Below are 16,194 nucleotides of genomic sequence, written 5' to 3'. Positions count from 1 at the left end.
TCGAGGGTACCGCCTCAGCGCGCCGCACCGGAGTCGCGCGCGGGGTGCGCCGACCCGGCCCGGTCGCTCGGCACGACCCGCACGGGTCGCGTCGAGAGTTCGTCGTTCTCGAGCCCGCCGGGTGCGCCGAGGAACATGTCGCCCCGCTCCCCGTCGTCACCGAGATCGCCGCGCTCGTCCTCGGGGATCGTGTTGATGGTGCCCGTGTCCGTCGCCACGAGGCCGTGGCGGGAGAGCACCTCGTCGCGCTCGGCGACGAGGAACTCGCGATTCGCGTTCTGGGCGTCGGCGAACATCGTGGTGCGACCCGACACGATGCGCGCGATGCGACGGTTCTCCCACCAGCGCTTGCCGACGATCATCAGCACGATGCCGAGGGTGGCGTAGCAGAGCATCATCGTCACGCCGCGGCCGTATCCGGGGCCGACGCCGTAGAGCACCCGTTTGAGCATCTCGGTGATGCCGCTGCCGACGACGACGGCGTTGAGCCAGGCGAACGGTTGGGGCATGAACCACGCGGGGTAGGCGGCGCCGGACGACGGCATGGACAGGAAGACGAAGACGATCATGGCGGGCAGGGCGACGAACCGTCCGACGAAGTAGCTGATGCCGTTGACCGCGAGGCCGATCGCGATGATCCAGGCCCAGGCGATGAGGAAGAGCGGCACGAAGTGCCCGTCGACGGCGCCGATCACGGGCCCTGCGAGGACGTTCGTCACGAGCGAGATCACGCCGCCGCCGACACCGATGACGGTCATCCGGGTGCGGTGGCGGAGCGGCGCGCCCATCAGCCCGATGAACATCGCCACCATGTAGCCGCCGATGCACCACGAGAGCATGAGGTACATCGACACGGTGCCGTACTCGTCGTTCGCGGGCAGGGGGGCCAGGTCGGTGACGGTGGGCGTGACCCCCTGGGCCTCGAGCACGGGGGTGATCGTCGCCGGGATGAGGGCGGCGACCTGGTACTGGTGGGCGCTCGCGGTGTAGATCGTGGTGTCGGCCGGGTCGTAGGCCACGGCGACCCGTCCGGCGAGCACCGCCTCCTCGGCCTCGTCGGCGGAGCCGTAGGCGCGGACAAGGATCACGCCGGGGCGGGCGTCGTCGAGGCCCGTCTGCAGATCGGCGGCGGCCGACGAGGACCCGACGACCGCGACGGGGACGTCGTGCGGGTGGGGGGCGTGGAAAGCCGCGATGTAGCAGAGGCAGAAGCCCACGATGAAGAACAGCGGCAGCCAGAGCTGCAGGCCGATCAGCTGCAACGACGGGTGGAGGGTCGAGTACCAGCGGCGGTAACGACCGGGCTCGGGCTTCGGCGGCCCGCCCGCGTCGTCCGTGGTCGTCTGGTTCGTCGTGGTCGCCACGGTGCCGTGCCCTCCTGCTCTCGGTCGTGTTCCCGTCTCGCCGCCGGTGCCGCTCACGATACGCCGCGCGGGCGTCACGACCTCGTGCTCGTGAAGGCCGAGGTGTCCATCGCGAGCTCCTCGGCGTCGAGCCCGAGCAGCACCCGCCTCATGACCTCCTCGTCCAGGGCGCCGGCATCCCGCTCGCGCAGCACCACCTCGCGTCGCTTGGCGAGCAGCTCGCGTCGGATCGAGCCGAGCGCCTGGGGTGCCGCACGACGGCGGGCGCGCTGGGCGGCGGTGGCCCCCGAGACGTCCCGTTCGTCGGCGTCGTCGAGGGCCGTGCGTTGCAGCGCCTCGTTCTGTCGCAGCAGTCGGGTCGTCGAGAGCTGCACCGCGCGCTCCGTGAGCTCGGGCCCCCACCGTTTCTCCCACTCGGCGCGACGCTCGGCGACGTAGGCCATGGTCTCGTCCGTGCTCGTCGCGAAGACCGCCAGCTCGGCGGCGAGGTCGCGGTCGCGTTGCGTGTCGTCGCGGACGCCGAGCACCCGGATGACGACCGGCAACGTGAGCCCCTGCAGCAGCAGGGTGCCGACCGTGACGATGAACGCGATGAGGAACATCGTGTCGCGCGCCGGCACGGGGATGGTCGACTCGGTCACCGCCGGAATCGACACGGCGGCGGCGAGGGTGACCACGCCCCGCATGCCGGTCCACGAGATGACGCTCAGCTGTCGCCAGTCCATGCGGGGTTGCGGGTGGTAACGCACCGTCCGCAGCGCCGGCGCTCGCCGCAGCCGCCGGAGCGCCGGCACCCGTCGGAGCTTCCGCAGGACCGTCGAGAGGAAGAGGTACCGGCCGGCGCGGGCTGCGTAGTACGTGCCGAACACGAAGACCGGGCGCACGAGGACGACCACGGCGAGGACCGCGAGGGCGACGCCGACGCTCTGTCCGAGGCCGCGCTCGCTCTCGCTGACGTCGATCACGACGGCCCGCAGCTGGAGGCCGATCAGCGCGAAGACGAAGCCCTCGAGCACGACGTCGGCGGCCGACCAGAACGGGCGCTCCTGCAGCCGGGTCGCGTAGCCCGTGCGGGGTGAGTTGAAGCCGACGTAGAGGCCCGCGGCCACGACGGCGAGCACGCCGGAGCCGCTCAGCTCCTCGGCGGCGATGTACGCGATGAACGGCAGCAGCAGGCCGATGACGTTCTCGACCACGGGGTCGTCGATCCGCATCCGCACCCGGTGGGCGACGAAGCCCAGGGTCAGACCGACCGCGACGCCGACGCCGATCGCGAGGCCGAAGATGCCGAGGTCGTCCCAGAGCGTGAGGCTGGCACCGCCCACGATCGCCAGGAACACCTTGACCAGGGTGAGCGACGCGGCGTCGTTGATCAGGCTCTCGCCCGAGAGCACGGTCATCACCTTGCGGGGCAGCCCGAGCTTGCGGCCGATGGCGGCTGCCGACACGGCGTCGGGAGGCGCGACCACCGCCCCGACGAGGAGGGCGGCCGGAAGGGTCATGTCGGGGATCATGACGTAGGCGACGCCCCCGACGGCGAAGGCCGTCACGATCACGGCACCGACCCCCAGCCGGGCGATCTGAACGCGGCTCTCGCGGAAGTTCAGCAGCGAGACGTCGAGGGCGGCCGAGTAGAGCAGCGGCGGCAGGACCACGGTCAGGATGACCTCGGAGTCGATCTCGATGTCGGGCACGCCGGGGATCAACGACACGAGCAGGGCGATGCCCACCGTCAGCAGGGGGGCGGGCAGGCCCCGCCAGCGGGCGAAGGCGGTCACGACGAGCGACCCGGTCAAGATGATCAGCAGCTCGCCGAGTTCCATGTGAGCCGGGCTCCGTCCTGTCGTCGGGGCAGCCGAGTCATGTGCATCGACTGCAGAGTTCCGACCATCCTCCCAGGCGCCCCCTAGGAGAACGTCGGGTGAACGGCCCCGAGCGACCGTCCGACCACCCGTAGCATCGCTCCGTGACCGCACAGCCCCGGGCGACCGTCCCGGCCCCCGACCTCGTCCGCACCACCCGCTCGGGCGAGGTCCGCGGCGTGCGGGAGCGCGGCGTGCTCGCCTGGCGCGGCATCCCCTTCGCCGCACCACCCGTGGGGCGCCTCCGGTTCCGGGCCCCCGAGCCGCCCGCGGCGTGGACGGGCGTCCGCGACGCCGGACGGTTCGGCCCCGCCGCCCCCCAGGACCGCGTGCAGTTCGTCGGCGTCGACGCCACCACGCCACTCAGTGAGGACTGCCTGACGGTCAACGTGATCACGCCCGACGGAACCACGCCGGGAGACGCGCTGCCCGTGCTCGTGTTCGTCCACGGAGGCGCGTACAGCGTGGGGTCGTCGCGCGAGTTCCCGAGACAGGGCGAGGCGCTCGTCCGCGAGGGCGGCATCGTGTACGTCAGCCTCAACTACCGTCTGGGCGCCTTCGGCTACCTCGACTTCAGCCACTGGGCGACCCCGGAGCGCCCGTTCGACAGCAACCTCGGGCTGCGCGACCAGGTCGCCGCCCTCGAATGGGTCCGCGACAACGTCGCCGCGTTCGGCGGCGACCCCGACCGCGTGACCGTGTCGGGCGAGAGCTCCGGTGGCAACGCCGTGACGACCCTCATGACGGTGCCGCGCGCCCGCGGCCTCTTCCGCGGGGTCGTCGCGCAGAGCGCACCGCCGAACGCGATCTACCCGCCGGACGTGACGCAGCGGTGGGCGGGGGAGTTCCTCGAGCTGCTGGCGCACGACCTGGACGACGACGACCTCGAGTCCACGAGCGTGGACGACGCGGCCGCCTTGCTCGCCGACGCGCCGACGACGGCGATCGTCCGAGCCGCCAGCCGGCTGCAACTGCGCACCCCGGACGAGGACCCGGGCACGATCTGTTTCAGTCCGGTCATCGACGGCGACTTCCTGCCCGAACGTCCGCTCGACGCCTTCAAGGCGGGACGCGCCCACCCGGTGCCGCTGATCATCGGCACGAACGACCGCGAGGGGTCGGTGTTCACCGGCCGCCGCGACATCCTCGCCACGACCAAGCCGCGCATCCGGGCCATCTTCGCCGCGACCGAGAAGAAGGCGCGGAAGGCGATCAAGAAGCACTACCCGGGACTGCCCGCCCGCCCGGCCGCCCTCGACTTCGGCGGCGACTACGCGTTCTGGTTCCCGAGCGTCAAGGTGGCCGAGCGGCACGCGCTGCACCAGCCGGTCCGGTTCTACCGGTTCGACGCGACGACGCGCATCCTGCGCGCGGCCGGGGTCGACGCGTTCCACGGTCTCGAGCTCTGGGCGATCTACGACCGCATGGGCTCCGCGTTCGGCTGGGCGATGAGCCTGCTGGGCGGCCGCCGGGCCTTCCTGCGGACGGCCGCGCGGACGCGCTCGCGCTGGCTCGAGTTCGTCCGCACCGGGGCGGTCGCCGACTGGCCGACCTACGACCCACACCGGAGGCGCACCCTCATCATCGACGCCCGCGACCGTGTCGAGCACGATCCTCGGGGCGAACGGCGACGGGCCTGGCAGGACTTCGTGCCGCACGTGTGAGGCGTTCCCCCGCCGGTGCGACGGCCGGCGTCACCCATCGTTCACCGGGATGTACCCCGCAGGTCACCGCCGAGTTGACCCGCGTCCACCCAGCTGTGACACTCAGGCCGGTGGACATCACTCTCATCGTCGTCCTGGTCATCGCGTTGGCTCTCTTCTTCGACTTCACGAACGGGTTCCACGACACGGCCAACGCCATGGCGACACCGATCGCGACCGGAGCGATGAAGCCCAAGGTCGCCGTCACGGTGGCCGCGATCCTCAACCTGGTCGGGGCGTTCCTCAGCACCGAGGTCGCCAGGACCGTCTCGGGCGGCATCATCCGTGAGGGCGACGGCGGGGTGCAGATCACCCCCGAGATGATCTTCGCCGGCCTCATCGGCGCCGTCGTCTGGAACATGTTCACATGGCTGCGCGGATTGCCGTCCAGCTCGTCGCACGCCCTGTTCGGCGGGTTGATCGGCGCGGCGATCGTCGGTGCCGGCATGGGGTCGGTGGACTTCGGCGTCGTGTTGTCGAAGGTCGTGCTGCCCGCCCTGCTCGCGCCGTTGATCGCCGGCGTCGTGGGGTACACCGCCACGCGTCTCGCCTACACGATCACCCGACGCCGTGACGACAAGAGCGAGCGGGGCGGCTTCCGCTACGGCCAGATCTTCACGTCGTCCCTCGTCGCCCTGGCACACGGCACGAACGACGCGCAGAAGACCATGGGCGTCATCACGCTCACGCTCATCGCGGGCGGGCTGCTCACGCCCGACTCCGGCCCGCCCTTCTGGGTCGTCGTGGTCTGCGCCTTCGCCATCGCGCTGGGCACGTACACGGGCGGCTGGCGCATCATCCAGACGATGGGAGGCGGCCTCACCGAGGTCAAGCCCACGCAGGGCTTCTCGGCCGAGGCCTCGACCACCGCGACCGTGTTGGCCTCGAGCCACCTGGGCTTCGCCTTGTCGACGACGCAGGTCGCGAGCGGATCGATCATCGGCGCCGGCCTCGGACGCCGCGGCTCGAAGATCCAGTGGGGCACGGCCGGCAAGATCGTCGTGGCCTGGTTCATCACGCTGCCCGCCTCGGCGGCCGTCGGTGCCGTCGCGGCGCTCATCGCCACGCTGGGCGTCACGGGACTCGTGATCGACGCCGTCGTCGGCGCGGTCGTCATCGCCGGCATCTTCGTCCTCTCCCGCCGTCGACCGCACGACCAGGGCTCGGCCATCGAGGTCGACGTCGCGGCCACCTCGGTGCTCTCGCGTCGTCGTGCCCGGCGGGCCGTCCGCAAGGGCCGCGTCGACACCCCGGCGTCCGGCGTCGAGGCCCCCTTCGTCCGGATGGACGACCCACCCGAGCCCGTCCCCGCCCCCCGCGGCACGGCGCCGGCCGATGACGAGGTGCGCTGATGATCGACTGGTCCGCCTTCGTCGTGGTGGCGCTCGTCGCGCTCTTCTCCGCCGCCGCCCTCGTCTCGCTCTACTCGTTCGGCCTGCGCCTCCTGACCGTCGAGGGCCGGACGCCCGTCCGCACCGCCGCCGGGTACGCCTGCTTCGTGGTCTGCGCCCTCGGCGTGCTGTACGGCATCTACCTGATCGTCCCGGGCTTCCACCGCTGACCGGCCCTCTCGGGTCGTCTCGTCCCCCGGGGCGGGCTCGTCCCGGGCGACCGAGCCGCGCCTCCCCGGGAGGGACCCGTCCACCGTCCCGCCGGTAGGGTCGACGGAAGCGTCCGGTCGACGACGACCGGGCCCCGACTGACGACGGAGGCGCACCACAAGTGACGACCGAGACAGCAGCACCGACCCGCACCGAGACCGATTCGCTGGGCAGCCGAGAGGTCCCCGCCGACGTCTACTGGGGCATCCACACCGCCCGGGCGCTCGAGAACTTCCCGATCTCGCAGCGGCCGATCTCGGTCTACCCCGACCTCGTCACCGCTCTCGCGCTCGTGAAGCAGGCGGCGGCCCGCGCCAACGTCGAGATCGGTGTCCTCGACCCGGTCAAGGCCGAGGCCATCGAACGCGCCTGCGAAGAGATCCGCGGCGGCGCGCTGCACGACCAGTTCGCCGTGGGGGTCATCCAGGGCGGTGCCGGCACGTCGACGAACATGAACAGCAACGAGGTCATCGCCAACCGCGCCCTCGAGCTGCTCGGCCACGCCAAGGGCGAGTACCGCCACCTGCACCCGATCGACGACGTCAACCGCAGCCAGAGCACCAACGACACCTACCCCACCTCGATCAAGATCGCGATGGTGCTCACCCTGCGCCGCCTCCTCGTCGAGCTCGACCTGCTCGCCGACTCGTTCGCCGCCAAGGGCGCCGAGTTCCACGACGTGCTGAAGGTCGGTCGCACCCAGCTGCAGGACGCCGTGCCCATGACCCTCGGGCAAGAGTTCACGGGCTTCGCGCACACCCTGGCCGAAGACGTCCAGCGACTGCGCGACGTGGTGCCGTTGCTCGGCGAGATCAACCTCGGGGCCACGGCCATCGGCACGGGCATCACGGCCGACCCGCTCTACGCAGACGCCGTCCGCCGCCACCTCAGCACGCTCTCGGGCATGGACCTCGTCACCGCCCCCGACCTCATCGAGGCGACGAGCGACACGGGCGTCTTCATGACGTTGAGCGGCGCCCTGAAGCGCAGCGCGATCAAGTTGTCGAAGATCTGCAACGACCTGCGACTGCTGTCGTCGGGCCCGCAGGCCGGCATCAGCGAGATCACGCTGCCGCCGCGCCAGGCCGGGTCGTCGATCATGCCGGGCAAGGTGAACCCGGTGATCCCCGAGGTGGTCAACCAGGTCGCGTTCTCGGTGGCCGGGGCCGACGTCACGGTCACGATGGCCGCCGAGGCCGGGCAGCTGCAGCTCAACGCGTTCGAGCCCGTGATCACCCACTCGGTCATGCAGAGCCTGCAGTGGATGACCTACGCCTGCCAGACGCTGCGGATCAACTGCGTCGACGGCATCGAGGCGAACCGCGCCCGCCTGACCCAGCAGGTCGAGACGAACGTCGGCAGCGTCACGGCGCTCACGCCCTACATCGGCTACTCGGCGGCGGCGGCGATCGCGCACACCGCGCTGACCACGAACGCGGCGATCGCGCCGCTCGTCGTGGCAGCCGGCCTCATGACCGACGAGCAGGTGCGCAAGGTGCTGTCGCCCGCCCGACTGTCGGGGCTCGCGCCGATCACCAGCGCGATCACCGTCATCGACGTCGACGACCCCGCCGCGGCGGTGGCCCGGGCGGCCAACACGACGGGCGCCCGCAACCCGGGCGACGAGACCGCCGGCTGACGCGACCATCGTGCAGGAGGCGCGGTGTCGGGCGGCCGGGCACCGCGCCTCCTGAAGGTCCGCGCCTCTAGGACGTCGAGGGCGCGTGGGTGCTCGGGTCGACCTGGTCGGCGCGTTGCGCGGCCTGCGGCCGTTCGTCGGCCGGCCGGTCTCGATCACCCCGGAGGTGGACGCGCCGGAGTTCGTCGGGTTCGAGCACGCCGCCGTTCTCGCGCAGGGCACGCTCGCGGATCGCCCGGCCCACCCGGACGTCCCACGCGAGGTTGCGAGCCAGGATGTGGTTGCGCGCGGTGTCACGGAGCGGCAGGGGGATGACCTCTTCGGCCTGCACCCCGCGACGGAGCTGACGCATCCGCAGGATCTCGCTGTCGAGCTCACCGCCGATGACGAGCACGAAATTGCTGATGTACGCGTAGAGCAACACGACCACGACGCCGCCCACCCAGCCGTAGAAGCGGTCGTAGTTCGACACCGTCGCGACGTAGACCGCGAAGCCGACCGTGGCGAGCGCCCAGCCGCCGAGGGCGACCATGGCCCCGTACGACACCCAGCGCAGGCGCGGAGGCCGCACGTTGGGCGTGAAGAAGTAGAGCATCGCGACCGACAGCACGGCCAGGGCGACGAGCAGCGGCCACTTGACGACGTTGTAGACGTCGGTCCAGGGGCGGCCGATGCCGAAGCGTGCGGCCACCGCGTCGCTCAACGTGGGCGTCACCAGCAAGATGACGGCGATGACGGCGAACGACACCATCAACACGAGCGTGACGATCATCATGTGGCCGCGGAACTTCCAGATGCGGCGCCCCTCCTCGACCTCGTAGGCCGTGTTCATGGCCCGGCCGAACGCCGTCGTGTAGGCCGACAGCGACCACAGCGTGAGCCAGAGGCCGATGCCGAACGCGACGCCGGGGTTCGACAGGCTGAGCATCTGTTCGAGCGGCCAGCGCAGGGTGTCGATCGCGTCGGGGGTGAGGACGTACCGGGCCACCGAGAGGATCTCGTCCACGGCGTCACCGTCGTCGACGAACAGCGCGACCCCCGAGACCAGGGCGAGTGCGCCGGGCACCAGGGCGAGCATCGAGAAAAAGGTGAGCGACCCGGCCGCGTCGATGGTGCGATGGCGCAGGAAATCGTGCCAGACCCGCATCACCACGTACCGGACCAGCGACGGGTCCTCGGGTAGGGAACGCGTCGAGGCCATCCTGCGAGATTACCGGGCCGTCCGGCTCGTCGCGGCAGGCCCGCGTGCTGCGCCGACCCCGGCGTCAGCCCGCGCCCGCAGGCTGCGCCGACCCCGGCGTCAGCCCGTAGGGTCGGGGGATGACCTGGTCCGATCCCCGCGGCGTCGGACACGACGCGTACGGCCGCCCGCTGACGCCGTATGCCGACCCCTCCTCCGTCACCCCGGGGGCCGCTCCCGGGTGGTCGGCGCATGCTCCCGCGATCAACCCCGAGCCGGTCTGGTACCCCGTGCAGCCGGTCTTCGTCCAGCCGACGCCTCGCCGCCGGGTGGCCAGTGCCGTGGCGCTCGCCGTCGGCTTCACCGTGATCGGCACCTTCGCCCTGGCCGTCGGCCTGTACTTCTTGATCTTCGTCCAGCCCGCCGTCCTGCTGGCCGGGAGCCTGCTCGCCTTCGTCCCGTTGGCCATCGTCCTGGTCGGCATCTGGTTGGTCGACCGCTGGGAGCCCGAGCCGCGCGTGGCGCTGCTCTTCGCCTTCCTCTGGGGTGCGGCGGTCGCGGTCGGCACCGCACTGATCGTCGACATCGCCCTCACGACGGCGCGGTCGGTGCTCGGGGTCCGCTCGAGCGGGCTCGAGGACGTGCTCGGGGCGGTGGTCCAGGCGCCCCTCGTCGAAGAGGGGGCCAAGGGGCTCGGCGTGTTGCTCGTCCTGTGGATCTTCCGACGACACTTCGACGGCCCGGTCGACGGCATCGTCTACGCGGCGACGGTCGCGGCGGGCTTCGCCTTCGTCGAGAACATCCAGTACTTCGCCCTGCAGGTCGGGGAAGACCTGGCGACGGGCAGCCAGGGGCTCGCCTACGTCTTCTTCGTCCGCGCCCTGATGTCGCCGTTCGCCCACGTCATGTACACGGCCTGCACGGGCTTCGCCCTCGGCCTCGCGGCACGGCGGACGGGTCCGTACGGCGCGATCGGCTGGTTCTTCGTCGGCCTCGTCCCCGCGGCGGGTCTGCACGCGCTCTGGAACGGTGCCCTCTTCGTGGTCGGCGACGGCTTCTTCGTCTACTACCTGCTCGTGCAGGTGCCGATCTTCGTGGCCATGGTGTTGCTCGTGGTGTTCCTGCGACGCAACGAGCGGAGGGTCACCCACGACCGGCTCGCCGAGTACGCCGCGGTCGGCTGGTTCAGCGCCGACGAGGTCGGCATGCTCTCGTCGAGCGCCGGTCGCCGCCGCGCGCGGTCGTGGGCGGCGTCACGGGGCATCCGACCCGCCATGAAGGTCTTCATCTCGAACGCGACGCGCCTCGCCTTCACCCGCCAGCGGCTGGTGAAGGGCCGCCGCGCGCTCGACGAGGCCGTCCAGCGCGACGAGGCCGAGCTGCTGCAGGCCCTGACCGCGAGTCGCGTCGCCCTGCAGGCTCCGCCGACGGCGTTCGTCGGGTACCCCCAGCACCCGGGGTGGCCGCCGCAGGTGCCGCAGCACCCCGGGTCGTCGCAGCCCGGCCCCGGTTGGTGACCTGCACCTCCGCGAGTCCTCTCGCCCCGGGTGCCGTCGCCGCGACGACCGCCCCCGACGACTCGGATCAGGGAGTCGGCGCCTCGGCGTCGTAACGTCCGAACGCGGGCGTCAGCCGGGCCACGAGGGCGACGAGGGCGACGACCAACAGACCGCCGAGCAGGGGCGGCCAGAAGACGGCGATGCCCGCGACGAGTCCGACGAACAGGTCCCCGACCCGGGGGCCGCCCGTGACCACCACGATGAAGATCCCCTGGAGGCGACCCCGCATGGCGTCGGGCGCGGCCGACTGCAGGATGGTCGACCGGAAGATCGAGCTCACGTTGTCGCTCGCACCCGCTCCCGCCAGCGCGAGGGCGGCCCCGCCGAGGGCGACGAGGTTCGCCTGGTCGAGTCCCGCCGTGACGTCACCGCCGTGGGCCGGCGTCACGAGCAGCACGACGCCGAACGCGGCGATGCAGAGCCCGTAGGCGGTGATCGCCCACCGCACGGCGAGGCCCTGTCGGCGCACGTGGCCGAGGCGTCCCGAGAAGACGCTGCTCAGCAGCGCCCCCACCGCGAACGAGGCGGAGAGGACGCCGACCGTCACCGCGCCTCCTCCGATCACGAGCGTGCCGACCACGGGGTAGAGCACGCGGGGCATGCCGAAGGTCATCGCCACGACGTCCATGACGAAGGTCGTCCGGATGCTCGGCGACCGCTTCAGGAACGCCAGGCCGAAGCGCAGCGACTCGAGCCCCGGACGTTGGGTCTCGCCCTCGGGCCGGATCGGGGGCAGCGTGACGATCCCCAGGAACGCCGTCGAGAACAGCACGACGTCGACCGTGTAGGTCAGCGGGAACCCCACGCTCGCCACCAGCACGCCGGCCAGGGCGGGCCCCACGGTCAGCATGAGACCCATGCTGATGCCGCTCAGGGCGGACGCGGCAGGCAGCAGCTCGCGGGGGAGGAGGCGCGGCACGATCGAGGCGCGCGAGGTCGCGATCATCGTGCCCGCCACGGCGTTGACCGTGGTCAAGAGGTAGAGCAGCCACACCTCGTGCAGCCCGAGGTAGGCGTGCAATGCGATGGCCGCGGTCGAGAGCCAGGCGAAGACGGCGGCGACGAGCGCGACCTTCCGCCGGTCGAAGGCGTCGGCGAGCATGCCGCCGTAGAGGCCGGCCAGGATCATCGGCACGAGCGAGACGACGCCGACGAGCGCGACGGCGAAGGTCGACCGGGTGATCTCGAAGATCTCGAGTCCGACGGCGACGAGCGTGAGCTGCGTCCCGATGCCACTGATCGCGCTCCCTGCGAAGAGGCGGGCGAAGGCCGGGCTCGTCCGCAGCGGGGTGACGTCGACGAACAGCGGGCGACGGACGGTCGCGGCGGGATCGGAAGGCGGAGGCGGAGGCGGGGTGGCGGACAAGCTGCCATTCTTGCCGATCGTGCACATTCCCGCAGGCCCGTGCCGCCCGCCGAGGTCGGTGCCGCGCCGGGTCCGCCCGGGCCCCGCCCCGACCGCGACGGTGGTCGATCGATTTGGCGTCCCGTCACCGTCGGAGTAGCGTCCATGTGTTCGCATCGATGACGTCATCTCGGTGCGGATGTCGGGTCGGCTCCTCGAGCCTCGCAGGGAGGACGCGAGTGGCCGACCCGCCCCCTCGGCTCGTCGGTGGTTGGATGGTCGGCATGACTCACGATCCCCAGACCAAGCCCGAGATCGACGCCCCCACCGGCCCCGCCCCCACCGAGCTGACGATCACCGACATCACCGTCGGCGACGGAGCCGAGGCGCAGTCCGGCTCGACCGTCAACGTCCACTACCTCGGCGTCGAGCACGACTCCGGCGAGGAGTTCGACTCGTCCTGGAGCCGTGGTGAGGCCATCAACTTCCCGCTGCAGGCCCTGGTCCGTGGTTGGCAGGAGGGCATCCCCGGCATGAAGGTCGGCGGACGCCGCGAGCTCGTCGTGCCGCCCCACCTGGCCTACGGCCCCGCCGGCGGCGGTCACCCGCTCTCGGGCAAGACGTTGATCTTCGTCATCGACCTGCTCGGCGTCAGCTGATGACGGTCGCCCCCTCGGTCGGCCTCAACGACGGGCGCACCCTGCCCCAGCTCGGCCTCGGCACCTACGGCCTGAACGGCGACGAGGGCACGGCCCAGGTCGTCCAGGCGATCTCGTCGGGCTACCGTCTGCTCGACACGGCGCTGAACTACGGCAACGAGGCGGCCGTCGGGGCGGCGATCCGCGAGACCGACGTGCCCCGTGACGACCTGGTCGTCACGACGAAGTTGCCCGGCCGACACCACGGGTTCGACGAGGCCCTGGCGAGCTTCGACGAGAGCCGGTCGAACCTCGGCCTCGACTTCGTCGACCTCTACCTGATCCACTGGCCCCTCCCGCGCATCGACAAGTACGTCGAGGCGTTCAAGGCCTTCGTCCGGTTGCAGGAAGACGGCCTCGTCGGCTCGGTCGGCGTCTCGAACTTCACGGCCGAGCACCTGCAGCGCGTCGCCGACGAGACGGGTGTGGTGCCCGCGGTCAACCAGATCGAGCTGCACCCGTACTTCCCCCAGGCCGAGCTGCGTGCCGTGCACGAGAGCATGGGCATCGTCACCGAGAGCTGGAGCCCGCTCGCGAAGCAGAGCGAACTCCTGACGGAGGCGCGGGTCACCGACATCGCGCGGGCCCACGGCAAGACGCCCACCCAGGTCGTCCTCCGCTGGCACGTCCAGCTCGGCGCGGTCCCCGTGCCGAAGTCGGCCGACGCCGGTCGTCAGCGCGAGAACCTCGACGTCTTCGACTTCGAACTCACGCCCGACGAGGTCGAGTCCATCAGCGGCCTCGAGCGCGGTCGGCTGTGGGACGGCGACCCGCTGACCCACGAGGAGTTCTGACCCGGCTCCGACGCGACCACCCCAGGAGGCGCGCTCGTCCCGTCGAGGACGAGCGCGCCTCCTGCGTCCTCGGACCGATTCGGGGCCTCGGCGTCGGTGGCCGGAAGCTAGACTGGCGTGCCGACTTTTCCCGAAGGGTACGAACACCTGTTGTCATCCGAGATCGACCGCGAACGCGCCTACGTGGGCACCCTCTACGAACGCCTCGACGAGCTGAAGGCCGACGCCCGCGTCCGGCTCGAACGGACCCGCCGCGAGACCGTCGGCGGCAACCACCAGAGCCGAAGCGAGCGCGACGCCTACGCGCGCCTGTACGAGGACACCATCGTCCAGCTGGGCTCGGTCGACGAGCGGCTCGCGTTCGGTCGCCTCGAGCTCGAGACGCCCGACCTGCTCGGCCAGACCGGCGACGTCGACCGGCCGGCCGAGCCGGGCGAGGGCGGGCGCTACCGCTACATCGGTCGCATCGGCCTGCGCGACGAGGCCCACCACCCGATCCTGCTCGACTGGCGCGTGCCCGGGGCCAGCGCTTTCTACCAGGCGACCGCCGCGACTCCCATGGGGGCCCGCGCCCGTCGCCACCTGACCCTCGAGGGGCGCACCGTCACCCGTCTCGAGGACGAGGTGTTCGACCCCGACCTGCTCGACCGCGACGACGTGCAGTTGCAGGGCGAGGGGGCGCTCATGGCCGCGCTGACGGCGCAGCGCACCGGCCGCATGACCGACATCGTCGCCACGATCCAGGGCGAACAAGACCGCATCATCCGCTCGCAGCTCGACGGCGTGCTCGTCGTCCAGGGCGGCCCCGGCACGGGCAAGACGGCCGTTGCGCTGCACCGGGCCGCGTACCTGCTCTACTCGCACCGCGACCGGCTGAAGGGCTCGGGCGTGCTCGTCGTCGGGCCGTCGCGGTCGTTCCTGCGCTACATCGAACAGGTGCTGCCCTCGCTCGGCGAGAGCGGCGTCGTCCTGTCGAGCCTCGGCGGCCTGTACCCCGGCGTCGAGGCCCAGACCGACGACGCGCCCGACGTCGCCGCCCTCAAGGGGTCCGCCGAGATGGCCGAGCTGATGCGTCGTGCCGTCCGGTCGCGGCAGATCCGCCCGGCCGAGGCGACCACCATCGACATCAACGGCGAACGCCTCGTGGTGCGCCCCGAGCTCGTCGGCGAGGCCATGCGCAAGGCCCAGGAGCGCGGCAAGCCGCACAACGTGGCCCGGGTCACCTTCAACAAGGCGGCCCTCTCGGCGCTGACGCGCCAGCTGGTCGACCAGATGCGCGAGCACGGCACGACGGTCGACGAGTCCGACGAGGCCGTCCTCCGAGAAGACATCCGGCAGTCGTACGACGTGCGCGTGCTGCTCAACACGGCCTGGCTTCCGCTGAGCGCCGAGAAGCTCGTCGAAGACCTGTACGCCCGGCCGAACTGGCTCGCCTCGATCACCCCGCGTTGGACGCCCGAGCAGCGCGCCCTGCTGCGGCGCGAACGCGGGGCGGGCTTCACGGTCTCCGACGTGCCGCTGCTCGACGAGGCCGCCGAGCTGCTCGGCGAGTTCCAGGCCGGTGTCGACCCCGAGCGCCTGGCCCGCAAGGCCCAGCGCAAACGAGACATCGAGAACGCCGAGCGCGCCATCGAGAACATGGGCGTCGAGGGCATGGTCAGCGCCGAGCAGATCGCCGGGGGCTTCGCCGAGCGCGCGGCGTCGATGACCACGGCCGAGCGGGCCGCGGGGGACCGCACCTGGGCCTACGGCCACGTGGTGGTCGACGAGGCGCAAGAACTGTCGCCCATGCAGTGGCGGCTGCTCTCCCGTCGGTGCCCGCTGCGGTCGTTCACCGTCGTCGGCGACATCGCCCAGGCCTCGAGCCCGGCGTCGGCGACCTCGTGGGACCGCGCCCTGCAGGCCCTGCTCGGCCGTCGTCGAGGGGGTGGCGCGCAGGGCGCCTCGGCTCCCTGGCGGCTCGAAGAGCTGACCGTCAACTACCGCACGCCGGCGCAGATCGTGACCTACGCCGAGGACGTCGCGACGTCGACCGGGCTCCGGATCACCCCGAGCCGGTCGGTGCGGTCGAGCGAGTGGCCGGTGCGCGAGGTGACCGGCGCCTCCTCGAAGGACGACTTCGTGCGCGCCACCGTCGAGGCCGTCCGGGCGGACCGCGCGATCGACTCCGAGGGCACGCTCGCGGTGATCGCCCCCGAGCAGGCCGTCCAGGCGCTGGTCGAGGCCCTGTCCGCGGAGTTCGACGGTCTGGTGGCCGCCGGCACGGCGTCGTTGACCAAGCCGATCTCGGTGCTGAGCCCGACGACGTCGAAGGGGCTCGAGTTCGACTCGGTGGTCGTGGTCGACCCCGAGCGCGTTCGCCAGGCCAGCCGCCGCGGCAACGCCAGCCTCTACGTGGCGATGACCCGGCCCACGCAACGCCTCACGGTCGTCTCGTAGGCCGGGTCGG

General features: G+C 71.6%; 12 protein-coding genes. 8 read left to right on the top strand and 4 right to left on the bottom strand.

Translation table 11 applies throughout. From position 1 onward, the window contains the following. Positions 1-14: 14 nt before the first annotated feature. Together IFT88_RS12925 and IFT88_RS12920 are read right to left on the bottom strand one after the other, a co-directional pair. Positions 15-1,364: an ABC transporter permease gene (locus tag IFT88_RS12925; protein WP_192121049.1), complete on the bottom strand. Its 1,350-nt coding sequence runs from the start codon at positions 1,362-1,364 to the stop codon at positions 15-17. Positions 1,365-1,438: 74 nt separating this feature from the next. Further along, positions 1,439-3,187: a cation:proton antiporter gene (locus IFT88_RS12920; protein WP_192121047.1), complete on the bottom strand. Its 1,749-nt coding sequence runs from the start codon at positions 3,185-3,187 to the stop codon at positions 1,439-1,441. A 143-nt stretch (positions 3,188-3,330) separates the two neighbouring features. Here IFT88_RS12920 and IFT88_RS12915 point away from each other — a divergent pair, with 143 nt between their 5' ends. The 4 genes from IFT88_RS12915 (at position 3,331) to IFT88_RS12900 (ending at position 8,169) form a co-directional block, all read left to right on the top strand. Then, entirely contained in the window at positions 3,331-4,890 is a 1,560-nt protein-coding gene (locus IFT88_RS12915; protein WP_192121045.1) for a carboxylesterase family protein, read from the top strand. A 110-nt stretch (positions 4,891-5,000) separates the two neighbouring features. Next, on the top strand, positions 5,001-6,281 hold the full coding sequence (locus IFT88_RS12910) for an inorganic phosphate transporter (protein WP_082060131.1): 1,281 nt from the start codon (positions 5,001-5,003) through the stop codon (positions 6,279-6,281). Beyond that, complete coding sequence (locus tag IFT88_RS12905; RefSeq protein ID WP_043596441.1) at positions 6,281-6,490, top strand: hypothetical protein; 210 nt, start codon at positions 6,281-6,283, stop codon at positions 6,488-6,490. Before IFT88_RS12910 ends, IFT88_RS12905 begins: the two co-directional genes overlap by 1 nt. Before the next feature lie 161 nt (positions 6,491-6,651). Next, positions 6,652-8,169: an aspartate ammonia-lyase gene (locus IFT88_RS12900; RefSeq protein WP_192121043.1), complete on the top strand. Its 1,518-nt coding sequence runs from the start codon at positions 6,652-6,654 to the stop codon at positions 8,167-8,169. 67 nt (positions 8,170-8,236) lie between these two features. Here IFT88_RS12900 and IFT88_RS12895 read toward each other — a convergent pair whose 3' ends face one another. Then, positions 8,237-9,370, bottom strand: a complete 1,134-nt coding sequence (locus IFT88_RS12895; protein ID WP_192121041.1) for a YihY/virulence factor BrkB family protein — start codon at positions 9,368-9,370, stop codon at positions 8,237-8,239. A 119-nt stretch (positions 9,371-9,489) separates the two neighbouring features. On the opposite strand from IFT88_RS12895, the gene IFT88_RS12890 reads away from it, so the two are divergent. Further along, on the top strand, positions 9,490-10,866 hold the full coding sequence (locus tag IFT88_RS12890) for a PrsW family intramembrane metalloprotease (protein ID WP_137847136.1): 1,377 nt from the start codon (positions 9,490-9,492) through the stop codon (positions 10,864-10,866). Between the two features lie 67 nt (positions 10,867-10,933). Here the strand turns inward: IFT88_RS12890 and IFT88_RS12885 are convergent, their stop codons facing one another. Further along, the gene (locus tag IFT88_RS12885; protein WP_249409031.1) at positions 10,934-12,274 is read right to left on the bottom strand and encodes an MFS transporter; all 1,341 of its coding nucleotides are present in this window, start codon (positions 12,272-12,274) and stop codon (positions 10,934-10,936) included. A gap of 263 nt (positions 12,275-12,537) precedes the next feature. Between IFT88_RS12885 and IFT88_RS12880 the strand changes: the two genes are divergently transcribed. From IFT88_RS12880 to IFT88_RS12870, 3 genes are all read left to right on the top strand, one after another. Next, on the top strand, positions 12,538-12,912 hold the full coding sequence (locus tag IFT88_RS12880) for an FKBP-type peptidyl-prolyl cis-trans isomerase (protein WP_043596717.1): 375 nt from the start codon (positions 12,538-12,540) through the stop codon (positions 12,910-12,912). Further along, complete coding sequence (locus IFT88_RS12875; protein WP_043596643.1) at positions 12,912-13,745, top strand: aldo/keto reductase; 834 nt, start codon at positions 12,912-12,914, stop codon at positions 13,743-13,745. Before IFT88_RS12880 ends, IFT88_RS12875 begins: the two co-directional genes overlap by 1 nt. Before the next feature lie 147 nt (positions 13,746-13,892). After that, positions 13,893-16,184, top strand: a complete 2,292-nt coding sequence (locus IFT88_RS12870) for a HelD family protein (protein ID WP_192121190.1) — start codon at positions 13,893-13,895, stop codon at positions 16,182-16,184. The last annotated feature ends 10 nt before the right edge of the window (positions 16,185-16,194 follow it).

Origin of the sequence: Frigoribacterium sp. CFBP 8751, assembly GCF_014841545.1 — a bacterium.
Classification (GTDB): domain Bacteria; phylum Actinomycetota; class Actinomycetes; order Actinomycetales; family Microbacteriaceae; genus Frigoribacterium.
This window is presented reverse-complemented; position numbering and strand designations above follow the sequence as displayed.